24 protein-coding genes are annotated in these 25,465 nt (G+C 47.8%); 17 read left to right on the top strand and 7 right to left on the bottom strand.

The window, feature by feature from the left end; translation table 11 throughout:
* Window positions 1-6 precede the first annotated feature (6 nt).
* Genes ACLIIY_RS15550 through ACLIIY_RS15540 form a run of 3 tightly spaced genes read right to left on the bottom strand, consistent with a single transcriptional unit; the run spans window position 7 to window position 2,676 of the window.
* Window positions 7-486 carry a DUF494 family protein gene (locus ACLIIY_RS15550; protein ID WP_005429833.1) on the bottom strand — a complete coding sequence of 160 codons (480 nt, stop codon included), beginning with the start codon at window positions 484-486 and terminating at the stop codon, window positions 7-9.
* A 2-nt stretch (window positions 487-488) separates the two neighbouring features.
* On the bottom strand, window positions 489-1,598 hold the full coding sequence (dprA, locus tag ACLIIY_RS15545; RefSeq protein WP_434527876.1) for a DNA-processing protein DprA: 1,110 nt from the start codon (window positions 1,596-1,598) through the stop codon (window positions 489-491).
* A complete protein-coding gene (locus ACLIIY_RS15540; RefSeq protein ID WP_334544226.1) occupies window positions 1,582-2,676 on the bottom strand; it encodes a LysM peptidoglycan-binding domain-containing protein in 1,095 nt (364 codons plus the stop codon). Before ACLIIY_RS15540 ends, dprA begins: the two co-directional genes overlap by 17 nt.
* A gap of 138 nt (window positions 2,677-2,814) precedes the next feature.
* On the opposite strand from ACLIIY_RS15540, the gene def reads away from it, so the two are divergent.
* The 6 genes from def (at window position 2,815) to ACLIIY_RS15510 (ending at window position 9,240) form a co-directional block, all read left to right on the top strand.
* The gene (gene def, locus ACLIIY_RS15535) at window positions 2,815-3,333 is read left to right on the top strand and encodes a peptide deformylase (RefSeq protein WP_045498040.1); all 519 of its coding nucleotides are present in this window, start codon (window positions 2,815-2,817) and stop codon (window positions 3,331-3,333) included.
* Window positions 3,334-3,366: 33 nt separating this feature from the next.
* A complete protein-coding gene (gene fmt / locus ACLIIY_RS15530; protein WP_038896195.1) occupies window positions 3,367-4,314 on the top strand; it encodes a methionyl-tRNA formyltransferase in 948 nt (315 codons plus the stop codon).
* 82 nt (window positions 4,315-4,396) lie between these two features.
* The gene (rsmB, locus tag ACLIIY_RS15525) at window positions 4,397-5,680 is read left to right on the top strand and encodes a 16S rRNA (cytosine(967)-C(5))-methyltransferase RsmB (protein ID WP_005440762.1); all 1,284 of its coding nucleotides are present in this window, start codon (window positions 4,397-4,399) and stop codon (window positions 5,678-5,680) included.
* Window positions 5,681-5,744: 64 nt separating this feature from the next.
* Window positions 5,745-7,121 carry a Trk system potassium transporter TrkA gene (gene trkA / locus ACLIIY_RS15520; protein WP_005440765.1) on the top strand — a complete coding sequence of 459 codons (1,377 nt, stop codon included), beginning with the start codon at window positions 5,745-5,747 and terminating at the stop codon, window positions 7,119-7,121.
* Between the two features lie 9 nt (window positions 7,122-7,130).
* A complete protein-coding gene (locus tag ACLIIY_RS15515; RefSeq protein WP_005440768.1) occupies window positions 7,131-8,576 on the top strand; it encodes a TrkH family potassium uptake protein in 1,446 nt (481 codons plus the stop codon).
* Between the two features lie 25 nt (window positions 8,577-8,601).
* Window positions 8,602-9,240: a DUF3157 family protein gene (locus ACLIIY_RS15510; protein ID WP_434527875.1), complete on the top strand. Its 639-nt coding sequence runs from the start codon at window positions 8,602-8,604 to the stop codon at window positions 9,238-9,240.
* A gap of 38 nt (window positions 9,241-9,278) precedes the next feature.
* Here ACLIIY_RS15510 and trhA read toward each other — a convergent pair whose 3' ends face one another.
* Entirely contained in the window at window positions 9,279-9,932 is a 654-nt protein-coding gene (gene trhA / locus ACLIIY_RS15505; protein ID WP_434527874.1) for a PAQR family membrane homeostasis protein TrhA, read from the bottom strand.
* Between the two features lie 72 nt (window positions 9,933-10,004).
* Entirely contained in the window at window positions 10,005-10,811 is an 807-nt protein-coding gene (locus ACLIIY_RS15500; RefSeq protein WP_020196732.1) for a sporulation protein, read from the bottom strand.
* A gap of 296 nt (window positions 10,812-11,107) precedes the next feature.
* On the opposite strand from ACLIIY_RS15500, the gene ACLIIY_RS15495 reads away from it, so the two are divergent.
* The 5 genes from ACLIIY_RS15495 to ACLIIY_RS15475 all read left to right on the top strand — a co-directional run bounded on the left by ACLIIY_RS15495 (window position 11,108) and on the right by ACLIIY_RS15475 (window position 15,070).
* Entirely contained in the window at window positions 11,108-11,275 is a 168-nt protein-coding gene (locus ACLIIY_RS15495; RefSeq protein ID WP_020196731.1) for a hypothetical protein, read from the top strand.
* Between the two features lie 122 nt (window positions 11,276-11,397).
* Entirely contained in the window at window positions 11,398-11,664 is a 267-nt protein-coding gene (locus ACLIIY_RS15490) for a YihD family protein (RefSeq protein WP_005429763.1), read from the top strand.
* A 312-nt stretch (window positions 11,665-11,976) separates the two neighbouring features.
* Complete coding sequence (gene ccoG / locus ACLIIY_RS15485; protein ID WP_020196730.1) at window positions 11,977-13,398, top strand: cytochrome c oxidase accessory protein CcoG; 1,422 nt, start codon at window positions 11,977-11,979, stop codon at window positions 13,396-13,398.
* 48 nt (window positions 13,399-13,446) lie between these two features.
* Window positions 13,447-14,433 (top strand): serine/threonine protein kinase, encoded by a 987-nt coding sequence (locus tag ACLIIY_RS15480; protein ID WP_434528559.1) that lies wholly within the window; start codon window positions 13,447-13,449, stop codon window positions 14,431-14,433.
* A gap of 34 nt (window positions 14,434-14,467) precedes the next feature.
* Window positions 14,468-15,070 carry a thiol:disulfide interchange protein DsbA/DsbL gene (locus tag ACLIIY_RS15475; RefSeq protein WP_005440776.1) on the top strand — a complete coding sequence of 201 codons (603 nt, stop codon included), beginning with the start codon at window positions 14,468-14,470 and terminating at the stop codon, window positions 15,068-15,070.
* A gap of 41 nt (window positions 15,071-15,111) precedes the next feature.
* Here the strand turns inward: ACLIIY_RS15475 and ACLIIY_RS15470 are convergent, their stop codons facing one another.
* Window positions 15,112-15,990, bottom strand: coding sequence for an acyltransferase (locus ACLIIY_RS15470; RefSeq protein WP_050567195.1), 879 nt, complete (start codon window positions 15,988-15,990; stop codon window positions 15,112-15,114).
* A 164-nt stretch (window positions 15,991-16,154) separates the two neighbouring features.
* Here ACLIIY_RS15470 and ACLIIY_RS15465 point away from each other — a divergent pair, with 164 nt between their 5' ends.
* Entirely contained in the window at window positions 16,155-17,111 is a 957-nt protein-coding gene (locus tag ACLIIY_RS15465; protein ID WP_009708022.1) for a DUF2860 domain-containing protein, read from the top strand.
* A 49-nt stretch (window positions 17,112-17,160) separates the two neighbouring features.
* Here ACLIIY_RS15465 and ACLIIY_RS15460 read toward each other — a convergent pair whose 3' ends face one another.
* Complete coding sequence (locus tag ACLIIY_RS15460) at window positions 17,161-18,684, bottom strand: YifB family Mg chelatase-like AAA ATPase (RefSeq protein ID WP_171358688.1); 1,524 nt, start codon at window positions 18,682-18,684, stop codon at window positions 17,161-17,163.
* Between the two features lie 462 nt (window positions 18,685-19,146).
* Between ACLIIY_RS15460 and ilvG the strand changes: the two genes are divergently transcribed.
* From ilvG to ilvA, 5 genes are read left to right on the top strand one after another with little or no spacing between them, the layout of a single operon-like run.
* Window positions 19,147-20,793 carry an acetolactate synthase 2 catalytic subunit gene (gene ilvG, locus ACLIIY_RS15455; RefSeq protein WP_434527873.1) on the top strand — a complete coding sequence of 549 codons (1,647 nt, stop codon included), beginning with the start codon at window positions 19,147-19,149 and terminating at the stop codon, window positions 20,791-20,793.
* Window positions 20,794-20,804: 11 nt separating this feature from the next.
* On the top strand, window positions 20,805-21,089 hold the full coding sequence (gene ilvM / locus ACLIIY_RS15450; RefSeq protein ID WP_005440786.1) for an acetolactate synthase 2 small subunit: 285 nt from the start codon (window positions 20,805-20,807) through the stop codon (window positions 21,087-21,089).
* A gap of 12 nt (window positions 21,090-21,101) precedes the next feature.
* Window positions 21,102-22,040, top strand: coding sequence for a branched-chain-amino-acid transaminase (gene ilvE, locus ACLIIY_RS15445; RefSeq protein ID WP_009708024.1), 939 nt, complete (start codon window positions 21,102-21,104; stop codon window positions 22,038-22,040).
* Between the two features lie 13 nt (window positions 22,041-22,053).
* Entirely contained in the window at window positions 22,054-23,895 is a 1,842-nt protein-coding gene (gene ilvD, locus ACLIIY_RS15440) for a dihydroxy-acid dehydratase (RefSeq protein ID WP_020195188.1), read from the top strand.
* Between the two features lie 4 nt (window positions 23,896-23,899).
* Window positions 23,900-25,447 (top strand): threonine ammonia-lyase, biosynthetic, encoded by a 1,548-nt coding sequence (gene ilvA / locus ACLIIY_RS15435; protein ID WP_005440790.1) that lies wholly within the window; start codon window positions 23,900-23,902, stop codon window positions 25,445-25,447.
* The last annotated feature ends 18 nt before the right edge of the window (window positions 25,448-25,465 follow it).

The following is a 25,465-nucleotide window of genomic DNA, read 5'->3' as shown; positions in this document are numbered from 1 at the left end:
AAGATATTAATGAAGAATACCTTGTTCCTTGGTGTACAGCAGCTCTTCCATCAGCGTGTAGGCGTTTTCGTTGCCTGGAACATTAAACAGCACCATAAGGATGATCCATTTAAGGTCCTCAAGCTCAAACTCATTGGTTTCAAGCCCCATTACACGGTCGATAACCATCTCACGTGTTTCGGTGGTCAGAACATTGATTTGCTCTAGGAACAACAAGAACCCACGACATTCGAGGTCCAGTCGCTGCATCTCAGATGCGGTATAGATACGTGTCGATGCCGATGCAATGCAGGTTGAAATGGCTGAATGTTCATCGCTTTGTTGCAATGCCGCCAGCTCTTCTAACCAGACAAGGGCTTTGTAGATGTCTTTTTGCTGGAAGCCTGCACGAAGCAATTCATCTTCCAATTCGTCTTGTTCGACTTGTAACTCTGCATCGCTATGGATGTAGGTTTCGAATAGATACATAAGTATATCCATCATCATAGCTAGCCCCTCCCCTTTCGAATATAGCCACCGGATACTGCAACAACATGCCCTGAAAGCTCAAGCTCTAAGAGCTGCATCATGACTTCTTGGACAGGTATATTGGTCCTGCTTACAAGAATATCAACTGGTGTAGCCTCATTTCCTACGTTAGCTAACAGCTGAGGAAATGGCAATTCTTCTTCATCAATTGGCGCAGAAAATAAATCTAAGCTCTGATTAATAGACCAGTCGAGTAAAGACTGTATTTCATTCAGCACCTCTTGAGTATTTTGTACGAGGCAAGCTCCGTTACGAATCAATTGATTACCACCACTGGCGTTAGGAGCATTAATCGAAGCTGGCAGAGCGAAAACTTCTCGACCTTGCTCAAGGGCATAGCGAGCAGTGATTAAGGAACCACTTTTTTCAGCGGCTTCCACCACCAAAACACCCAGCGACAAACCACTGATAATTCGATTACGACGTGGGAAGTTTTCTGCGCGAGGTTTAGTATCAGGACGAAACTCAGAGACAAGCGCACCATTTTCCATCACTCGCTGCGCTAAACCTCGGTGTCTTGCTGGGTACACTTGTTCCAACCCAGAACCAAGCACTGCGATGGTTTTACCGCCAGCTAAAAGCGCGCCATCATGAGCATGACCATCAATACCTAATGCTAAACCACTGGTGACAATCAGATCGTGTTGTACCAAGTCTGATGCAAAGCCTCTTGCATGTTGTAGTCCATCCACGCTGGCATTACGACTGCCAACCATGGCTATTTGTGGCTGAGACAAGCAGCTCGCGTCTCCCTTTACGAATAATAAAGGAGGCGGTGCGACGGTTTGTTTGAGAAGTGGCGGATACAAAGCATCCGCAAAAGTAAGAATATGATGATGAGAAGATGCAGCAGCCCAAGTCAGACAAGCATCGACTTCTTTATCGACCTTCGACCACGCTTGCAGTTGTTTCGCCGTTAAACCTAAAAGCTGAAGCTGCTCCGTGGAATATTGGACAATATTACTCGGCGTGTCTTTGCTCAGTAGCTTACTCAGCTTGACCCCGCCAATACCTGGCAAGCAACTCAGCTTTAACCAGGCGGCGAGATCCGTATCATTGTGTGGTTTCATTGGTGGTTGATTCCTCTACCAGAGGAGAAACCACAGATACCTCTTTATTGATTGGTTTGGTGCTATTGGTGATCAAAGCAAGGCTGAAATATTTATAAGGGCGAATCACGAGTAACTCACCAACTTTACTCTGTGGCAAGGTGATCTTGGAATCGAGAAAGCCGTTGTCCTTGGCAAAGTCATCGCCATCTTTATAAACAGGATGCGCATCTTCTTTAAGATCGAACACACTGCCTTGGCGAAGTTCGTCCGATGTGCCTTTATCGATCACCACCACTTGGTTAGTCGAACTAAAACGAATGCCTTCAATATTCCCCAATAACTTAGCAGAACTGCCTTGCGGCGAAGGTAATGGATAGAAGGTGGCCGTGAAATCCCCGTTTTCTAATGCTTGAACCGGCAAAGCAATATCATTACGGATAATCTCTTGCAGTTGAGTGGTGATTTTCAGTCCTGAAAATTCATCCGACGCCTCGATCAACTCACCTTTGGCAATCAAACGTAATGCCGTGATTTGTTGTGATACATCATCTCGAGAGAAAGTTTCCACAGGTCGATAGATTGCCCAATCTGTCCATGCTTGCTTGCCACTGATATACAGCGTGTCTTCTGCGGTCAGGTATTTACTGCCTTTACTGCTACCCATCACCTTCGCCGCGTTTTCTAATGTCTCATCATCCACTAAGCGATCGGATTTTAAGTACGGCATCACCAAACCTTCGGCTACGGTAGGTACCGCTTTCTTTTCAGTGATGCGAGCTTTAGGGCTGAGTTTTTTGACGGGTTTTAAGCTCAAGACTGGCTGACCGTTAATCCACACCAGCGATAACTTGTCTCCCGGATAAATCAGGTGCGGGTTATCGATTTCTGGGTTCACTTGCCACAAACGAGGCCACAACCAAGGGCTATCAAGGTACATCGCTGAAATATCCCAAAGCGTATCACCTTTCACCACAACGTAAGTTTTGGGTGCATCATCTTTAACGGTAAGTGGTTGGGAGTCCGTATTTGCTACAACATTGAAAGAGAAAAGTAACGGCAACGTAATACGAGAAACGTTGCGGAAAATTCGATTCATGACCCTCGTCCTTGGTCTATTAGGCAGTTACCAGAATGGAAATTGGTATCAGGATGCTGTCATTTAGGTCATAAAATGTCTAGAATTGAGCCAACAAGGTTTGTGCTGTTACGGCACAGTTCAATATTTCGAGTGAATATGTCTGTATTACAAGTATTAACATTCCCAGATGATCGCCTGCGTACCGTTGCAAAACCTGTAGAAGAGGTGACACCTGAGATTCAAAAAATCGTCGATGACATGATTGAAACCATGTACGACGAAGAAGGTATTGGCTTGGCTGCAACGCAGGTTGATATCCACAAACGTATCGTAGTTATCGATATTTCAGAGACTCGCGATGAGCCGATGGTGCTTATCAACCCTGAGATTCTGGAAAAGCGTGGCGAAGACGGCATCGAAGAAGGCTGTCTATCGGTACCAGGTGCTCGCGCACTTGTGCCTCGCGCTGCTGAAGTTACGGTTAAAGCCCTAGATCGCGACGGCAAAGAATACACATTTGACGCTGACGATCTGCTAGCAATCTGCGTTCAACACGAACTAGACCACCTAATGGGTAAACTGTTCGTTGATTACCTATCGCCACTTAAGCGTAAGCGTATTCAAGACAAGCTAGCGAAAATCAAACGCTTTAACGAGAAACAGCAAAACGCTTAATCTCGATACAATTTAATTAGAAGGAAGCCTACCTTGAGTCAGTCTTTACGTATTGTCTTTGCAGGTACTCCGGATTTCGCCGCCCGTCACTTGGCGGCGTTGTTGTCTTCGGAGCACGAAGTAATTGCGGTATACACTCAACCAGACCGCCCAGCAGGTCGTGGTAAGAAGCTTACTGCCAGCCCAGTGAAAACCATCGCGCTTGAGCACGATATTCCGGTATACCAGCCAGAAAACTTCAAATCAGATGAAGCCAAGCAAGAGCTTGCTGATCTGAACGCCGACATCATGGTGGTTGTGGCTTACGGTCTATTGCTTCCACAAGTCGTGCTAGATACGCCTAAATTGGGCTGTATTAACGTGCACGGTTCGATTCTTCCTCGCTGGCGTGGTGCAGCTCCTATCCAACGCTCAATTTGGGCTGGTGATGCAGAAACAGGTGTAACCATCATGCAGATGGACATTGGCTTGGATACAGGTGACATGCTGAAAATCGCAACATTGCCGATTGAAGCAAGTGACACCAGCGCATCTATGTACGAAAAACTTGCAGGCTTAGGCCCTGATGCACTGATTGACTGCCTAGCAGACATCGCAACAGGTAAAGCTGAGCCAGTGAAGCAAGATGACGAGCTTGCAAACTACGCGAAGAAGCTAAGCAAAGAAGAAGCGCGCATTAATTGGAATGACGACGCGGCACACATTGAGCGTTGCGTTCGCGCATTCAACCCATGGCCAATGAGCCACTTTGAAGCGGCTGAAAACAGCATCAAAGTATGGCAAAGCCGTGTGGCGGAACAAACCAGTGACAAGCCAGCGGGCACTATTGTGCAAGCAGATAAAACTGGTATTTATGTTGCGACAGGCAATGGCACACTGGTACTGGAACAACTGCAAGTTCCGGGTAAAAAAGCCATGTCAGTTCAAGATATTCTGAACTCACGTGCATCTTGGTTTGAAGTTGGCACCCAACTGGTTTAAAAAGCCAGACAATAGTGTCAAAGACCAATAATACGAACTTTTAGAGGGCAGAGATGCCCTCCTTTACTTTAAGGTACTCATCATGAATGTTCGCGCTGCGGCTGCCAACGTCTTGTATCTTGTCGTCGACAAGGGCCACTCACTTTCAAGCGCTCTTCCAGCGGCTCAACAAAACGTACGACCACGTGACCACGCTCTTCTTCAAGAGATCTGTTACGGCGCTCTACGTTACCTCCCTCGCCTAGAAATGATTGCAAACCAGTTGATGGATAAGCCGCTAAAAGGCAAACAACGCGTTTTCCATCACCTTATTTTGGTAGGCATTTATCAGCTAAGCTTCATGCGTATTCCTGCGCACGCTGCAGTCGGTGAAACAGTTGAAGGTACTAAAGAGCTGAAAGGCCCTCGTCTGCGCGGTCTTATCAACGCGGTATTGCGTAACTACCAACGCAACCAAGAAGAACTAGACCAAATGGCGGTCAGCAACAATGCGGGCAAGTATGGCCACCCAAGCTGGTTACTTAAACTGCTGCAAGAAGCTTACCCAGAGCAGTGGGAAAGCATTGTTGAAGCCAACAACCAAAAAGCGCCAATGTGGCTGCGTGTAAACCACCAGCACCACACTCGTGATGAATACCTAACGCTACTCAAAAATGAAAACATTGATAGCACGCCACACACACAAGCAATGGACGCCCTAAAATTGGCCGCGCCATGCGATGTGATGAAACTGCCGGGCTTTGAAAAAGGTTGGGTATCGGTGCAAGATGCGGCAGCACAGCTGTCGATTAACTATCTTGAACCAAAAGATGGCGAACTGATCCTAGACTGCTGTGCAGCACCGGGCGGTAAGACGGCGCATATTCTTGAGCGTACGTCTGGCAGCGAAGTGGTAGCGATTGACTGCGACGACACACGTCTTAAGCGTGTGCACGAAAACCTGAAGCGTCTCAACCTTCAGGCAAAAGTGGTTTGCGGCGATGCGCGTAATCCTCAAGAATGGTGGCAAGGTGAACAATTTGATCGCATTTTGCTGGACGCACCATGTTCTGCAACGGGCGTAATTCGTCGTCATCCAGACATCAAATGGCTACGTCGTGCTGATGATATTGCCGCACTGGCGGAACTACAGAGCGAAATTTTTGATGCAATGTGGACGCAACTGAAACCGGGCGGCACCATGGTTTACGCGACTTGCTCAATCACACCACAAGAAAACGTGGAGCAAGTAAAAGCGTTCTTAGCACGTACTGCGAATGCGCAACTAGTGGACTCGGATCCCGAACAACCTGGTCGTCAAATTCTACCAGGTGAAGAAGATATGGATGGTTTCTACTACGCAGTGCTAACGAAAAAACACGCGTAACAGCATGCTAAATAGGGCGATTGAAGCGAATTCAATCGCCTTTTTCAGATAACGAGTAAAGAGTATGAAAATCATTATTCTTGGTGCTGGTCAGGTTGGCGGCACATTGGCAGAAAACCTCGTTGGTGAGAATAACGACATCACCATCGTCGACAAAAATGGCGACCGACTGCGAGAGTTGCAAGACAAGTACGATCTTCGTGTTGTTAATGGTCACGCGAGTCACCCAGATGTGTTGCGTGAAGCAGGTGCACAAGACGCCGACATGCTAGTTGCGGTGACCAACACCGATGAGACCAATATGGCCGCGTGTCAGGTTGCCTTCACTCTGTACAATACCCCAAACCGTGTTGCACGTATTCGTTCTCCAGAGTATCTGGCAGAAAAAGAAGCGCTATTCAAATCTGGTGCAATCCCTGTCGATCACCTTATCGCACCAGAAGAGCTGGTAACCAGCTACATCGAACGCCTCATTCAATACCCTGGCGCATTGCAAGTAGTCAGCTTTGCCGAGCAAAAAGTCAGCCTAGTCGCAGTAAAAGCCTACTATGGTGGCCCACTGGTTGGTAACGCTCTATCCGCTCTGCGTGAACACATGCCACACATCGATACTCGTGTTGCTGCAATTTTCCGTCAAGGTCGCCCTATTCGCCCACAAGGCACCACCATCATAGAAGCCGATGATGAAGTCTTCTTTGTTGCAGCAAGTAACCACATTCGCTCGGTAATGAGTGAACTTCAGCGCCTTGAGAAACCTTACCGCCGCATCATGATTGTCGGTGGTGGTAACATCGGTGCCAGCTTAGCAAAACGTCTTGAGCAAGCTTACAGTGTGAAGTTGATTGAGCGTAACTATCAGCGTGCAGAAAAACTGTCTGAGCAGCTAGAAAACACCATCGTCTTTTGTGGTGATGCCGCGGATCAAGAACTGCTGACCGAAGAAAACATCGACCAAGTAGATGTGTTCATCGCGTTAACCAACGAGGATGAAACCAACATCATGTCAGCGATGTTGGCAAAACGCATGGGCGCGAAGAAAGTGATGGTGCTGATCCAGCGCGGCGCTTATGTCGACCTAGTACAAGGCGGCGTGATTGATGTGGCGATCTCACCACAACAAGCGACGATTTCTGCTCTACTCACGCACGTTCGTCGTGCTGACATCGTTAACGTATCTTCTCTGCGTCGTGGCGCGGCAGAAGCCATCGAAGCCGTTGCGCACGGTGACGAAACCACATCGAAAGTGGTGGGTCGCGCGATTGGTGATATCAAACTCCCACCAGGAACCACCATTGGTGCTATCGTTCGTGGCGAAGAAGTTCTTATCGCACACGATCGTACCGTCATCGAACAAGATGACCACGTAGTGATGTTCCTGGTCGACAAAAAGTACGTACCAGACGTCGAAGCGCTGTTCCAGCCGAGTCCATTCTTCCTCTAGGATTTTCCTATGGTCAACTTACGTCCCGTACTGTTTGTTATCGGGCTGGTTTTATCCAAACTGGCCCTTTTTATGTACGTGCCGACTTTGGTCGCGTTTTTCACAGGTACGGGCGGATTCCTCGATTTCGCCCAAGCCGTTGTGATCACCCACCTAGCCGCTTTCATCTGTTTGACGATTGGCCGAACCGCCAAGTTCAAACTCAGTGTGCGTGATATGTTCCTTATCACCAGTTTGGTATGGACCATCGCCAGTGCGTTTGCTGCATTGCCGTTTGTGTTTATCAACCACATTAGTTTTACCGACGCCTATTTCGAAACCATGTCTGGCATCACCACCACAGGCTCTACTGTACTCAGTGGTTTAGACAACATGGCGCCGAGTATCTTGTTGTGGCGTTCCATCTTGCAATGGTTGGGTGGTATTGGCTTTATCGTGATGGCGGTAGCTATCCTACCAATGCTTAACGTTGGTGGTATGAAGCTGTTCCAAACCGAATCGTCTGATTGGTCTGATAAGAGCAGCCCGAGAGCCAAGACCGTCGCGAAGAACATCGTATTGGTGTATCTGATGCTGACAGGCTTGTGTATTGTGGGTTATTTGCTGACTGGCATGAACCTGTTTGAAGCAATCAACCACGCGTTTACAACCCTGTCTACGGGCGGATACTCAACGTCTGATGGTTCGATGAACCACTTCTCTAATGGTGCGCACTGGGTCGCAACCACCTTTATGTTTCTTGGTGGCCTGCCATTCCTGTTGTTTGTTGCCGCGCTACGCAAGCGCAGTGTCGAAGTATTGATAAGAGATGCTCAGGTACGCGGTTTTGCCTACCTGTTCTTATTCTCTAGCTTAGTGGTTTCTGCTTGGTTGGTGATTCGCGATGGTTACACCATTTTGGATGCACTGCGCGTTTCAATGTTCAACATCGTATCGGTGGTGACGACAACTGGGTTTGGTCTAGAAGACTTCACCGCATGGGGCGCTCTACCTACCACGCTGTTTGCTTTCTTAATGATGGCGGGCGCGTGTTCGGGCTCGACCTCCGGCGGGATTAAAATCTTCCGCTTCCAGATCGCGATGACGCTGCTTAACAAGCAAATCATGAAACTGATTCATCCATCTGGCGTGTTCGTTCAGCGCTACAACCAACGCCCAGTGAATGACGATATTGTTCGTTCAGTGGTGGCATTTGGTTTGATGTTCTTTATCACCATCATCTTTATCGCAGGCTGCTTAAGTGCACTTGGCCTAGATCCTGTGACCAGTATTTCTGGTTCCATTACCGCAGTAGCGAACGTGGGTCCGGGTATGGGCAGCGTGATTGGCCCAACTGGTAACTTTGCACCTTTACCAGACGCAGCTAAGTGGCTACTAAGCTTTGGTATGTTGATGGGCCGTTTGGAAATTCTGACTATTCTTGTACTGTTCTTCCCTGCGTTTTGGCGCCGTTAAACAGACTCAAATAAAAGGTATAACAATGAAAACATGGATCACTCTGGCGACCCTACTCGCCTCTTCATCGGTTTACGCAGCCGAAGTTGTGAAACTGGCGGATGGACGCGAAGTAAAACTGAACGACGACTTCACGTGGGAATATGTCGTGAAAAAGGCCACACCAAAAGCCGCAGAGACCACACTAGAGAAAGTTGAAGCAGTAGAAGCTGCGGCTGTCGTAGCCTCAACCACCGCCGTTGAAGCCGTGGCAACTTCAGCTTCTGCAACAACAGAGATGGCGACAATTCCAGTTGTGACCAAGAAAGTCGGTACCACCGTTGTTGTAAACGCGAAGAAGCCAACCATGCAGCTATCTGATTCAGGTGTGGATGTATTGATTGGCTCGGCAAGCTACGAGGATGGTGAACTGATCTTCCCTACTTCTATCACGAACCAAAGCTCACAATCGGTGATTCAGGTAGAAGTGGAAGTGCAGGTATTCGATATGTCCGGCAAACAATTGGCGAAAGAAAACATCACGGTTTGGCAATCTATCAAACGCATGGCAGATACCTACCTTCGCCCACAACAGGCCGAGCAAGGTAAAGCGATTAAACTGGCAGTACCACAGTCGCAGCAATACCAGTTCTCAGCAGAAGTATTAGAAGTGAAAACTCGCTAATACGATAAGACATGCTTTGTCGGGTTTATCTCTATCAGTTAGATAGGCTCGACAAAGTAATAAATCGCGAAGAAGTGACACACACAACCCGCCAACACAAATCCGTGCCAAATTGCGTGATTAAATGGGATTCGCTTGGCAACGTAGAAAATCACCCCGATCGAATACACCAACCCACCTGCAGCTAAAAGCGTCAAACCACCAATATCCAGATTTATCGCCAGTTGGTAAATCACGATCAACGATAACCACCCCATCACCAGATACGTCATCAAAGACAATTTTTTGAATCGATAGACAAACGCGACTTTCATGATGATGCCGATCAGCGCGATGGTCCAAATCACAATCATCAGCCCAATCGCCAATGGGGTGCGCAGGCTCACCAATAGAAACGGTGTGTAGCTACCCGCAATCAAAAGATAGATGGCGCAGTGGTCGAAGGTTTTCAGCCAACGCTTAGCTTTTGGATATGGGATCGCATGGTAGAGCGTAGAGGCCAGAAACAGGACAATCATGCTTAAACCATAGATCGCCATACTGGTAATGGTTAACGCGTCGGCTTGGTGATCGACGGCTTTAATCAATAGTAGTACCAAGCCAACAATACCGAAAATCATTCCGATACCATGGGTAATGGAGTTGGCCAGTTCTTCGCCCTGACTGTATTGTGCTTTCTGAGGTGAGGACATGAACGTGCCTATACTAGAGTTTTGAATATTCACTCTAGTATGGCACATTAAGCGTACACGTGTAAGCTTAAATTAAGACTCGTGTGCAGCCGTGGTTTGTTCGAGGTAATTCAGGATTAATGGACCAACGTCATCCAGTTTCGTGTTCACCGGAATGCTCAGTTCGCGTTTTAGTTTGCCACTCCCGAGTAAGCTCGCCAGCATGCCACTTGCTCCACTGCGGGTACGGTCTACTTCAAACCACAGTTTGAGGTTTTGCTCGTCGCGGTGAGCAACAAATTCCAACTCTCGCCATACGCCATGATATGGGCCATCGGTTGGCACCATTTCAAACTCTTGTACAAATGGTAGGTCGAAGCCTTTAACTTCTTCGCACTCTACTTGGCGAATGCGCAAACCTTGCGATTCAAAAGCAGACAAAACGGCATCCATAAGTGGGTCAGGTCTAACGGTGAGAATGTCTTTGTCGGTAGGATCGAGAGCCATCGCAACGTCCAAACCCGTTTCTAACCAGACTTTGGCATCACCGATGGTGACAGGGGTATTCCACGGCACATCGAGTTTAACTTCGAAGGTTCGATCTTCGCCGGGATGGATAGTAAATGCGTATGGGAGGTTCCACTTTGCCAGAACATGCGTTTGGGGTACGCGTCGCATGCTGTGCCCTTCTCTTGCTCCGCGATCGTCTGGCGCTTCCGCGATATAACGGCAACACAGCTTGAGATCGATGTTATCGATCGCTTGTTCGGTCGCTCCGCCATAAACGTGGATAGAAACATCCACACTCTGACCGGGAAACAGCACGTCTTGGTTTAGGATCGAATCGACCTTGGCACTGCCGATCCCAAAACTCGCAAGTGTCTTCTTCAAAAATGACATATGCACCTCCTTGGTAGAGATCTCATACTACTACTGCTGATCATGGGATCAAAACAAATTTTCGTCTCGAATTCGCACAGAAAACCATAAATTCCATACAATTCAACTGCTCAACTATCGACCAATTATGACAGGAGTGCTAACCTATACATGATATGCATGCATATCGTTATTCCTGATTCATTATTTGGATTGGCGAGAGCCAGAAGAGCCACCCTTCAAGCAGTTGAAGCTCAACTCATAGTGAGTTAGGCCATTACATTGGCAATGGATATGCCTGGCAGTTAGGTATCTAAATGCGCCCAACAACAGTCAGGTTCGCACATACAAATCGTAGTGCAATGCGCCGTCGCAGTGGTTTTACTACTGCGCCAAAGGCAAAACTAGTTGCGCCAGCAATGACTCTGGTTGAGAAGACAGCGATTGTGCCAAGTGTTCCAAACAAAGTTATCAAAGCAGCTTAATTAAAAAGCGCGGCAATCACCGCGCTTTTTTCTTTTCTCTCCGCCCTTTCCTATTTGGTGTTCGCCAAGCAATTTGATACCTTTAGTAGCAAATAACACCTATAAATTCTGTGGAGAAAGAAATGAAGTGTCATCGTATTGAAGAGCTGCTTGAGCTACTAGAGCCTGAGTGGCATAAAGACCAAGAAATGAACCTGCTACAGTTCATCATGAAACTGGCAAACGAAGCGGGTTACGAAGGTAAACTGGAAGATCTCACCGACGACGTGCTGATCTACCACCTAAAAATGCGCAACAGCGGCAAAGATGAAATGATCCCAGGTCTTAAGAAAGACCAAGAAGATGATTTCAAAACAGCGATCCTACGCGCACGCGGTATCATCAAGTAAGCCGCTCAACACCCAGCATTGATAAGCGACTCATTTGAGTCGCTTTTTTTATAACTAAATCAAACAGTTCAAAAAGGTATTTATAACTGTTCAGTCATTTATCAGGTTAACTGTACTGACTTTTGTTGTTAAACGTTGACTGCGTTAAAGAAACGGAATTGTTATTGATTGTATAATCGCCGTTCATCAGTATTTACTAAAATAATTATGTCCAGTCATGAATAATGATATGGGCGAAGCAGCAATGTCATCGAGTGACATCATTAGAAATGTCGCCGTACATTATAAGAAAGCCTAAAGAAGGATGAGTGCATGAGTCAGGATAAGATTGATATCAAAGATGTGACTCCAAAGACCTTTAACCCGAAAACCCACAAAGGGAACGGGGATCGTTTCAACCCAAGTAATCGAATCTATGTACGTGAGAGTAAAGGCACGTTCCAAAAGCTGCGTCGTTATGGCGGTTGGTTTTTGTTGCTGTTGTTTGCATTGGTTCCATGGATTCCTTACGGCGAGCGCCAAGCCATTTTGCTGGACATCGGTAACCAGCAGTTCAACTTTTTCGGCACAACGCTGTATCCACAGGACCTTACCCTACTCGCACTGCTGTTTGTAATCGCCGCGTTTGGGTTGTTCTTTATCACCACCTTCTTGGGGCGGGTTTGGTGCGGCTACTTGTGCCCGCAAACCGTGTGGACCTTCATTTATATTTGGTTTGAGGAAAAGCTCGAAGGCAGTGCTAATAAACGCCGTAAGCAAGACTCCAATAAGCTGACGGCCAATTTAGCGATGCGCAAAACCCTCAAGCACATAGCGTGGTTTGCGATAGCCCTCGCCACTGGCTTCACCTTTGTTGGTTATTTCGTGCCAATGAAGCAGCTGGTTATCGACTTCTTCACCTTTAATGCCAACTTCTGGCCAGTCTTCTGGGTGATGTTCTTTGCCATTTGTACCTACGGCAATGCAGGCTGGATGCGCTCTATCATGTGTATTCACATGTGTCCTTACGCGCGTTTCCAATCGGCGATGTTCGACAAAGACACCTTCATCGTGGGTTACGACACCAAACGTGGTGAAAAACGCGGCCCTCGTTCACGCAAAGCCGATCCAAAGCAGCTTGGTTTAGGTGACTGCATCGATTGTGACTTGTGTGTTCAGGTATGTCCGACCGGCATCGACATTCGTGATGGCTTGCAGTATGAGTGTATCAACTGCGGTGCATGTATTGATGCGTGTGACAACACCATGGAACGCATGGGTTACGAGAAAGGTCTTATCAACTACACCACGGAGCATCGTCTTTCAGGCAAGAGTACCAAGGTCATGCGTCCAAAACTGCTTGGTTATGGCGCAGTGCTCTTAGTCATGATTGGTCTGTTCTTCCTACAAATCGCATCGGTTGATCCAGCAGGCATGAGTGTTCTACGTGACCGTAACCAATTGTTCCGAGTGAACAGCTCTGGTGAAGTAGAAAACACCTATACCTTGAAAGTGATCAACAAGACCCAACAAGTTCAAGAGTACGACTTGAACGTCGAAGGTTTGAGTGATGTCAGCTGGTATGGCAAACAAACCATTCAAGTTGAACCAGGAGAAGTATTGAACTTACCAATGAGCCTTGGCGCAGATCCTGACAAGCTAGACTCTGCGATCACGACAATTCAGTTTATACTCACCGATAAGAGCAACGAATTCACCATTGAAGTGGAAAGCCGATTTATTAAGAAGCTATAACTTCGATGACCAATGGAAAAAGGCTCAGTAATGAGCCTTTTTATTTATATGTCCCAAGGTACTTTCAACTTTGATGCCCTCACACCTGACTTTATGTGGTACGCGCTAGAGAGCATCGGCATTCGAGCAGAATCGGGCTTTCTAGCACTCAACAGCTACGAAAACCGCGTTTACCAATTCACAGACGAAGAGCGTCAGCGCTACGTGGTGAAGTTCTACCGCCCTGAACGTTGGAGCAACGAGCAGATTCAAGAAGAGCATGATTTCACGCTTGAATTGATCGATAACGAAATTCCTGTCGCTCCACCCGTTCGCATTAATGGTCATACCTTGCATCATTATCAAGGTTATGGCTTTGCTTTGTTTGAGAGCGTGGGTGGCCGTCAGTATGAAGTCGACAACTTAGATCAGCTCGAAGGCGTAGGTCGTTTCCTTGGCCGCATCCACAAAGTCGGTAGCCGCCAAGCCTTCCAACACCGACCAACCATAGGCTTGCAAGAATACCTCTATCAACCAAGAGAGATTCTGCAAAACGCCAACATGATTCCGATGCATTTGGAGAACAGCTTCTTCAATGATTTGGATATGCTGATCAAGTCGATTGCAAGCCACTGGCAAGAAGGCTTCAACACCATTCGTCTGCACGGCGATTGCCACCCGGGTAACATCTTATGGCGCGATGGCCCAATGTTTGTCGATTTGGATGACTCACGTAACGGCCCAGCAGTACAAGACTTATGGATGCTGCTCAATGGCGAACGCCAAGACAAGCTAATGCAATTAGATATTGTTTTAGAAGGTTACCAAGAGTTTTGCGATTTTAACTCGGCAGAATTGAAACTAATCGAACCACTTCGCGGTCTACGAATGGTGCACTATATGGCATGGCTAGCAAAACGTTGGCACGACCCGGCATTTCCGCTCGCTTTTCCATGGTTTAATGAGCCAAAATACTGGGAAGGTCAGGTCCTGGCATTTAAAGAGCAGATTGCCAACTTAGAAGAAGCACCGCTATCTTTAATGCCTCAATGGTAAGTCAGGCCGAACAATTCAAAATGGAGATAATTAAATGAAAAAGCTGTTCGCACTGTTTTCTATGCTGATGCTAAGCCTTTCGGCACATGCAGCGCAATTCAAAGAAGGTGAACATTACAAAGTATTGGATCTAGAGGCATCGAAAAAGCCTGTAGTAACTGAGTTCTTCTCTTTCTACTGCCCACACTGTCATTCTTTCGAGCCGATCATTCAGCAACTGAAGAAGCAGCTACCTGAAGGTGTGAAACTGCAAAAGAACCATGTGTCATTCATGGGGGGCAATATGGGTCCTTCAATGAGCAAAGCATACGCGACCATGGTTGCGCTTAAAATTGAAGACAAGATGGTGCCTGTGATGTTTAACCGCATTCACAACATGCGTAAAGCACCACGTGACGATGCAGAACTTCGTCAAATCTTCCTAGATGAAGGCGTAGATGCGAAGAAATTCGATGCTGCATTCAAAGGCTTCGCGGTTGATTCAATGGTTCGCCGTATGGACAAGCAATTTGAAAACAGCGGCCTAACTGGTGTTCCAGCGGTTATCGTTAACAACAAATACCTAGTTCAAGCACAGGGTATTAAGTCTACTGACGAGTACTTTGCGCTAGTGAACTACTTGCTGACACTGAAGTAATTCAGACCATCATTAAAAAGGGGAGCACATTGCTCCCCTTTCTATTTATGAATCTCTTGCAGCACTTGGTCTTTCTCTTGCCAAACATCGCCTAACCATTGTTGAAACTGACGTTTGTACGGCTTGTCATTGAAATAATCACCCAACACTCGCTCATCGACTGGCAGAACCTTCACTCGCACCACAATTTTAGTCATACGCCCCATAAGCATATCTTTAAAGGGTTTATTGGTGTTTTCTGGGTACGCTAAGGTCACATCTATGATGTTCTCAAACTGATCCCCCATGGCCGCTAACGTATAAGCAATGCCACCAGATTTAGGTTGTAATAAATGTTGATAACCCGCTCGGCTCTTACGTTGCTTATCTTGGGTAAAGCGTGTGCCCTCTACATAGTTCACCACTGTGGTTGGCGTATGTTTAAACTTGGCACATGAACGGCGCGTGGTTTGCAGATCTTGCCCACGTTTGTCTGGATTACGAAGCAAATACTCTCGCGAATAGCGACGCATGAACGGCATATCTAACGCCCAACATGCCATTCCGATAAAAGGCACATATAATAGCTGCTGCTTTAGGAAAAATTTTGGCATCGGAATACGATCTTTAAACACGCAACACAGTACAACAATGTCAGTCCAACTAAGATGATTACTGATCAGTAAGTACCAGCCGTCTTTCTTTAGGTTTTCACCGCCTTGAACATCCCATTCAACGCGATTAGAGAGCGCAAGAATACCGGCGTTGACCGTTGCCCACACCCACATCATTTTGTTGGCAGCCTCGGTGCCTTTGGCTTTGAGCTTCGCAGTTGGAAGCAACAGCTTAAAAATGGCGATGATACAAATTGCGATGGAACAAACCGCAGAATTTATAATCACAAAAGAAGCGTTAAAAATGAGTAACAAATATGCCAACATGGTAACCAATCAGTAACTATAGCGCGTGAGTAATAAAACAGCGTGTAATTATACGAATCCGTTGCCACATTGAAACATTTGTAAGAATGGTCAGATTTGTTTCACTGTAAAACTGGACCAACGCTCAAATAACATCTTTCATTCGACAAACAAGGAGAAAGCGAATGAATCCAAGGCTAACCTTACTGCCTTTGGCCTTTATCGTCAGTTCAGCACAAGCTCAACTTGCAGAAACAGCAGGTTTTAGCGGTGAGATTTCGTTGAACGCAGGCTTCGTCTCATCAGAATCCAACTTCAATACAGACAGCAACAGCACGATCACATCATTGAATCAGCGTGCCGAAAGTGATGAATCTTTTATCGTCGCACCGCTAGGCAGCGCAGCGTATACCTTTGGTAACAAACTCAATCACCAAGTGTATGCCGGTACCACTCGTTCCGATATTGCGATCGGTACTCTCGCCTTCCAACTTGGTTACAAATACCAACTGGCTTCGGGCACTGTGCTCGACTTTTCCTACTTGCCAACCATCTTGGAGGGAGAAACTTGGCAAGATCCGTACTTAACGGGACAGTCGAGAAAAACCACCGATGAAGGCGGCAATGCGTTTCGTCTCCAAATCAATCGCTTCTTAGACGACAACTTTAATCTTGATTTGGCGTACGCAGATAAAGACGTAGAGAAAGATACCGTGACCGATTCATCTTTACTGCGTGATGCAAAGATCTACCACATCAAAGGCGACTACCGTATCCCGCTTAGCCGCACATCGATGCTGCAACCCGCATTTACTTATGTCTACCAAGATGCAGATGGCGAAGCGGAATCCTTCGACTCTTACCGATTCGAATTAAGCTGGTTCCAGTTCGTGAATCGCCATCGTTTTGCAGTTACAGCAGGCTACACGCTGAAAAACTACGAAGCAGCCAGTGACACATTCGATAAGACACGTGATGACGGTAAGCTCAGCTTGTTTGCGGCCTACGAGTACAAGAATGTATTCGATTGGCAAAACTGGTCACTCATATCTCTGGCAGGTTACGGGAACAACGACTCCAACATCACCTTCTACGATGAGAAAGAGTACCTACTGTCTGTCGGTTTGAACTACGACTTCTAGACACGTTAATCGCAGTGAGCAAAGCCGCTCACTGCGATTTCTTTATTCCTTATACCGCTTGAGCCGTCAACTGCTTGAGCAGCCTATCCATTGCTCGATAACCCAAAGCTTCTGCAAGATGCGTTCGCTCAATTTGCGGTGAGCCTTCCAGATCAGCAATAGTACGCGCGACTTTGATGATGCGATGGTAAGCACGAATCGATAATCCAAGGCGATGCAGCGCATTTTCTAAAAACTCAGCGTCGCTTTTTTGCAGCGGGCAAAAGGCTTCAATCTCTCGACTACCCAATAATGCGTTCACTTTACCACTGCGTTGCACCATGCTTTCTCTGGCCTGATTGACTCTTTGCTTAACCACAGCGGTAGGCTCTCCTCGATCGCCCCCTTCAGCAAGTGTGCCTTTTGGCAAAGCAGGAATCTCTAACGACATATCAAAGCGGTCAAGAAGCGGGCCTGATAACCGACCAAGGTAACGCAGGATGGCTTGCGGGTTTGTCCGAGCTTGATTGCCCTCGTAATACCCTGTCGGGCTTGGATTTAATGCGCCAACCAATTGGAATCGAGCTGGAAAGCGGGTTTTACCCTGCGCGCGAGAGATAATGATTTCACCAGACTCCAATGGCTCACGTAAAGAGTCGAGCACCTTACGGTCAAACTCAGGCATCTCATCGAGGAACAGTAACCCATTGTGCGCTAATGAAATCTCACCCGGCCTAGGCACAGAACCGCCCCCTACAAGCGCTGCCATTGAGCTTGAATGGTGCGGCGCGCGAAACGGTCGCGTCTTCCAGTTGTGCTCATTGATTTCACTTTGGGTTAGTGATGCCACAGAAGCCGTTTCCATTGCCTCTTCAACATTCATCTCAGGTAACAAGTCACACAGGCGTGATGCCAGCATGGTTTTCCCCGTACCAGGCGGGCCAAGAAATAATAGATTGTGATTGCCTGCTGCAGCGATTTCTAGAGCGCGTTTACCTTGCTGTTGGCCGATGATGTCTTGCAAATCTCGGCCGTGTTTTTTGATCTCTTTTTTCTTCGGGGTTTGATACAAATTCAATTGATGCTGACCACAAAGTTCGGCACACACCTCAAGCAGTGATTGGGCTGATTTATGCTGCTCTTTACCCACTAATGCCGCTTGATCACCATTGGCATGAGGCACCACTAAACGGCGCTGTTTTTTGTTCGCAGCCAACGCCGCTGGCAGCACGCCTTTTACAGCTCTTAGTCCACCTGAAAGGGCTAATTCACCAACAAATTCGTAGTTTTTGAGCTTATCTGTCGCGATTTGTTCTGAAGCTGCCAAAATCCCTAATGCAATCGGCAGATCGAAGCGTCCACCTTCTTTGGGCAGATCCGCAGGTGCCAAATTTACCGTAATTCGCTTGGCAGGGAATTGAAAGTTGGAATTGACGATCGCACTGCGGACGCGATCTTTGGATTCTTTTACTGTAGTTTCCGGTAGACCTACTAGCGTAAAGCCCGGCATCCCATTACTGATGTGGACTTCCACGCTTACCGACGGCGCTTGCACACCCACACTTGCTCGACTATGAATGATTGCCAGCCCCATAATTTCCTCAAATTTTTGTACGTTATATAACCAGATGTTTTCTATATGGATATGTTATATAGCCTGTCCAGATTGGTACTTAATGTGAAAAAAGAATGACTTTTTGCTTGTCATGCAGCAGATTTGTGTGTTACCACTAGTGACGCAAACATTTTCGTAGAACATTACACAATACTTATTAACGAAAACAGAACGACAGACAGATGAACTTATTCGCTCACATCAACTCACTGCTAGCCCTGATTATCGTGGTCATTATTGGCACCGCGCGGGGGATTGTGGGCGAAAAATAACCACAAATTACAAAAAACCCCCGCACTGAGAAGTCCGGGGGTTTTTTTACAACTACAAGTTGTCATCTGTCTAACCCTTAGACAGCTTAACGGGAAGAATGGGAGTGCACATGAAGTGCAAAACACATGGCGATAGCTACGAGCCACAACGTAGCAAAGGAGGTTTACGATGACCGGTGCAGAACTAGTCGTAGCCGCTTTAAGACAGCAAGGCATCGAGACGGTGTTTGGGTATCCTGGTGGAGCCATCATGCCAATCTACGATGCGTTGTATGACGGAGGTGTAGAACACATCTTATGCCGTCATGAGCAAGGGGCTGCAATGGCCGCCATCGGGATGGCTCGAGCGACGCAAGACGTTGCCGTTTGTATGGCCACTTCAGGCCCAGGCGCCACCAACCTTGTTACTGGCCTTGCCGACGCCTTCCTCGATTCCGTTCCTCTAGTAGCCATCACAGGTCAGGTTGCTAGCTCTCATATCGGTACCGACGCGTTCCAAGAAATGGATGTGATCGGAATGTCTCTAGCCTGTACCAAACACAGTTACCTAGTGACTGAGATTGAAGACCTTGCCCCAACGCTGGCCGAAGCGTTTGAAGTAGCAAAAACAGGTCGTCCTGGCCCGGTGATTGTTGATATCGCCAAAGACGTTCAGCTTGCTCAAGCACCAACCGAATTACTGCCTCCTTTTGTTCCACCAGTTGCACCTTTAGTCACTGATGCTGATATCCAGCGCGCTCATGAAGTGCTTGCCGCTTCAACTCGTCCAGTTTTATACGTCGGTGGTGGCGTACAGATTGCCAAAGCGACAGATTCAGTACGCGAGTTCCTACGTTTAAACCCAATGCCAGCGGTAAGCACGCTAAAAGGTTTGGGCACTATTGAACGTCACGACCCACACTACCTAGGTATGCTGGGCATGCATGGCACCAAAGCCGCAAACCTTGTGGTTCAAGAATGTGACCTTTTGATTGTAGTTGGGGCACGTTTTGATGACCGCGTGACCGGTAAGCTCGACACATTTGCGCCAAACGCGAAAGTCATTCATATCGACATCGATGCCGCTGAAATCCATAAGCTTCGCCACGCCAATGCACCTCTTCGTGGTGAGATCAGCAAGATTCTTCCTCAATTAGAGCTAACTCAAGATATCACCCCTTGGGTACATCACAGTGAAAGCCTGCGCAGCGGATTCAAATGGCGTTACGACCACCCGGGCGAGTTGATCTACGCTCCGCTGCTACTTAAACAGTTGTCAGACATGATGCCGGATAGCTCAATTGTCTCGACTGACGTCGGCCAGCATCAGATGTGGGCAGCACAACACATCCAACCGCGCGACCCGCAAAACTTCATCACTTCTGCTGGCCTTGGTACTATGGGCTTTGGCCTACCGGCGGCGATGGGCGCTGCAGTCGCACGTCCTGATGATCAGTCTATCCTTATTACAGGTGACGGTTCATTTATGATGAACGTGCAGGAATTGGGCACGCTGAAGCGTCGTCAGATTCCAGTGAAGATTGTCCTTCTTAATAACCAACGTCTTGGCATGGTTCGCCAATGGCAGTCATTGTTCTTTGACGGCCGCCACAGCGAAACCATTCTTGATGACAACCCAGACTTCGTGATGCTTGCCAAAGCGTTCGATATCCCGGGCAAAACCATCACCAAGAAAGAAGAAGTCGAACCGGCTCTCAAAGAGATGCTAGAAAGTAAGACTTCTTACATGCTTCACGTTTTAATCGACGAAGAAGAGAACGTGTGGCCACTTGTACCACCTGGTGCATCAAACAGTGATATGTTGGAAAACACTTAGGAGACAATCGCATGGACAGATATTTACTCGACATCAAAGCCGACGATAAACCGGTATTGTTGGAGCGCGTTCTTCGTGTGATTCGTCACCGAGGCTTTGTGATCAAACAAGTCGCGGCTACCCAAAACCACGAAAGCAAAGTAGCCAGCGTAGAGATCATCGTCGACAGCGATCGACCTATCTCGTTTTTGGTCAATCAAATTGAGAAGTTGTGGGACATTCGTACCGTTGAGGTACTTAAGATCCGCAACGATGAACTCCCAAATCACAACTTACAACAACACGTGAGTGCATAAGGAAGGCAATAAATGGCAACGAAAACTGCAGATTTCATTTGGTTTAATGGCGAGATGGTTCCGTGGGCAGAGGCGAACGTTCACGTTCTGACTCACGCAATGCACTACGGCACCTCTGTATTTGAAGGCGTACGCTGCTACAACACGCCAAAAGGACCAATTGTCTTCCGTCACCGTGAGCATGCACAACGTTTAAAAGACTCTGCCAAGATTTACCGCTTCCCGATTCCATACACAGTGGAAGAAATCATGGAAGCAACACGCGAAACACTGCGCCAGAACAAGCTCGACAGCGCTTACATTCGTCCATTGGGTTTTGTCGGTAATGTGGGCTTGGGCGTGTGCCCACCGGTTGGTACTGAGATGGACCTGATCATTGCCGCATTCCCTTGGGGCTCTTACCTCGGTGAAGAAGCGCTAGAAGCTGGCGTTGATGCCATGATCTCTAGTTGGAATCGAGCTGCGCCTAACACCATTCCAACTGCAGCTAAAGCAGGCGGTAACTACCTATCTTCACTGCTCGTTGGTGGTGAAGCCCGTCGTCACGGCTATGACGAAGGTATCGCATTGAGCGTAGATGGTTACCTATCGGAAGGCGCCGGTGAAAACATTTTTGTTATCAAAGACGGCGTGATCACGACACCACCAGCAACCAGCGCGATTCTGCCGGGCATCACTCGTGATTCGATCATGACTATTGCACGCGATAAAGGTTATGAAGTGCGTGAAGCCAATATTGCACGTGAAGCGCTTTACCTTGCCGATGAAGTCTTTATGACAGGTACCGCAGCTGAAGTTGTGCCAGTCGCAACCATCGACAAAATTGAAGTGGGCACCGGTAAACGCGGCCCAATCACTAAAGAACTACAAGCGGCCTACTTTGGCCTATTTAACGGCACCACGGAAGATAAGTGGGGCTGGTTAGACTATGTGTACCCAGAACAGAAGTAAGAAGGATTAGGAAATGCCAAAATATAGATCAGCAACCACAACACATGGTCGTAACATGGCGGGTGCACGAGCACTATGGCGTGCAACGGGTGTGAAAGAAGAAGACTTCGGTAAACCAATCATCGCCGTCGTAAACTCGTTTACTCAATTTGTTCCGGGTCACGTACACCTAAAAGACATGGGTCAGCTTGTAGCACGTGAAATCGAAAAAGCCGGCGGCATCGCAAAAGAATTCAACACCATCGCGGTTGATGATGGTATCGCAATGGGTCACGGCGGCATGCTGTACTCACTGCCTTCACGTGAACTGATCGCAGACTCAGTAGAATATATGGTCAACGCGCACTGTGCCGATGCCATGGTATGTATCTCTAACTGTGACAAAATCACTCCGGGAATGTTGATGGCATCTATGCGTCTTAACATCCCTGTTATCTTTGTTTCTGGTGGTCCAATGGAAGCGGGTAAAACCAAGCTTTCTGATCAGATCATCAAGCTAGACCTTGTTGATGCAATGATCCAAGGTGCGGATCCAAAAGTGTCTGACGAGCAAAGCGAGCAGATCGAACGTAGTGCATGTCCAACGTGTGGATCGTGTTCAGGCATGTTCACTGCAAACTCAATGAACTGTCTAACGGAAGCACTGGGTCTTTCTCAACCGGGTAACGGTTCTATGCTGGCAACACACGCTGACCGTGAACAACTGTTCCTCAATGCAGGTCGTCGTATCGTTGAACTGACTCGTCGTTACTACGAGCAAGATGACGAATCAGCACTACCTCGCAACATCGCTACGTTTGATGCGTTCGAAAACGCAATGGCGCTGGATATTGCAATGGGTGGCTCGACCAACACCATTTTGCACCTATTGGCTGCAGCGCAAGAAGGCGAAGTGGATTTCGATATGGAAGATATCGATCGCCTGTCTCGCCAAGTACCACACTTGTGTAAAGTGGCACCATCTACCCAGAAATATCACATGGAAGACGTACACCGCGCTGGTGGCGTAATGGCGATTCTTGGTGAGCTTGACCGTGCAGGTCTACTGCACAATGATGCGCGCACCGTACTTGGTCTTTCGATGAAAGAGCAGCTAGCAAAATACGACATCATCCAAACTGAAGACGAAGACGTACTGAAGTTCTACCGCGCAGGCCCTGCGGGTATTCGTACTACTCAAGCGTTCTCACAAGATTGCCGCTGGGATCGCCTTGATGACGACCGTGCAGAAGGTTGTATTCGCACCAAAGAAAATGCCTTTAGCCAAGAAGGTGGCCTAGCCGTTCTATCAGGCAACATCGCACTGGATGGTTGTATCGTTAAGACAGCTGGTGTTGATGAGAGCATTCATAAGTTCACTGGCCCAGCCGTAGTATTTGAAAGCCAAGAAGACGCCGTAGAAGGCATCTTGGGTGGCAAAGTAAAAGCTGGCGACGTGGTAATTATCCGCTACGAAGGTCCTAAAGGTGGCCCGGGCATGCAAGAAATGCTGTACCCAACCACTTACCTAAAATCGATGGGCCTTGGCAAAGAGTGTGCACTTCTGACTGACGGCCGTTTCTCTGGCGGTACATCTGGCCTGTCTATCGGCCACGCCTCTCCTGAAGCAGCAAACGGCGGTGCGATTGGCTTGGTGAAGCAAGGCGACATTATTGCGATTGATATTCCAAACCGTTCAATTTCACTTCAAGTGTCTGAACAAGAACTTGCAGAGCGCCGTGCGAAACAAGATGAGTTAGGCTGGAAACCGGTAGACCGCCAACGCGAAGTTTCATTTGCACTCAAAGCTTACGCAAGTATGGCGACCAGTGCTGACAAAGGTGCAGTACGAGACAAATCTAAGCTCGAGGGCTAGCTTTATGAGTCAACCCTTTCCCTTAAAACAGGAAAACCAATCTGGTGCAGATTATCTGCGCCAGATCTTGCGTGCTCCTGTATATGAAGTCGCGACTGTCACACCTTTGCAAGAGATGCCTCGTCTTGCTGCTCGTATTGGCAACAATGTGCAAATTAAGCGCGAAGATCGCCAACCCGTGCACTCGTTCAAATTGCGCGGTGCATACAACATGGTGGCAAGCCTATCTGAAGAGCAAAAAGCCGCAGGTGTCATCGCTGCATCCGCAGGTAACCACGCTCAAGGCATGGCGCTTTCTGGTACTAAGTTGGGCATCAAGACCACTATCGTGATGCCAAAAACCACACCAGACATCAAAGTCGATGCGGTACGTGGCTTTGGTGGCAACGTGGTGCTGCACGGCAGTAACTTTGATGAGGCCAAAGCCGAGGCTGAGCGCCTATCCGAGTTAAACGGGTACACCTTTGTCCCTCCCTTCGATCATCCACTGGTGATTGCAGGTCAAGGCACCATCGGCATGGAAATGCTACAGCAAAATGGTCACCTGGATTACATCTTCGTACCTGTTGGTGGTGGCGGTTTAGCCGCAGGCGTAGCGGTGCTTGTGAAGCAGTTAATGCCAGAAATCAAAGTAATTGCGGTCGAGCCAGAAGATTCGTCATGCTTAAAAGCAGCATTGGATGCTGGTGAGCCAGTGGTACTAGACCAAGTCAGTATGTTTGCCGATGGCGTCGCTGTAAAACGCATTGGCGAAGAGACTTTCCGTCTGTGCCAGAAGTACATTGATGGCCATATTGCGGTCTCTAGCGATGAAATCTGCGCAGCAGTAAAAGACATCTTTGAAGACACTCGCGCAATTGCTGAGCCTTCGGGTGCGCTTGCTCTGGCGGGTTTGAAGAAGTTTGCTGAGCAAAACAAACTGCAAGGCAAGAATCTAGGTACTGTACTGTCTGGTGCCAATACTAACTTCCATGGCTTACGTTATGTTTCTGAGCGTTGCGAGCTTGGTGAGAAACGTGAAGGTTTGCTTGCTGTCACCATTCCTGAGCGTCAAGGTGCCTTCTTTGAGTTCTGCAACCTCATTGGCGGCCGCGCCGTAACGGAGTTTAACTATCGTTACAATGATGACGCCCTGGCGAATATCTTTGTCGGTGTTCGTTTGCAAGGCGGTCAGGAAGAGCTAGAAAACATCATTCATGATTTACGTGATGGTGGCTACCCTGTGGTTGACCTGTCTGATGATGAAATGGCGAAACTGCACGTGCGCTACATGATTGGTGGTAAGCCGTCTAAGCCGCTTAAAGAGCGCCTCTACAGCTTTGAATTCCCAGAATATCCGGGAGCGCTACTTAAGTTCTTAAGCACACTCGGTACTCATTGGAATATCAGCTTGTTCAACTACCGTAACCACGGCGCTGACTACGGACGCGTTTTATGTGGTTTCGAGTTAGATGAAAGCGACTTAGCTCAGTTTTCTGCGCATTTGCGCGAACTTGGCTATCAATGCAAAGACGAAACAGACAACCCGTCTTACAAGTTCTTCTTGTCGTAACCAGTATCATGCAATAAA

The sequence above is a fragment of the Vibrio sp. K4 genome (assembly GCF_051122595.1).
GTDB classification, from domain to species: domain Bacteria; phylum Pseudomonadota; class Gammaproteobacteria; order Enterobacterales; family Vibrionaceae; genus Vibrio; species Vibrio owensii.
Note: the sequence above shows the minus strand (reverse complement) of the source record. Positions and strands in the feature narration are given on the sequence as shown.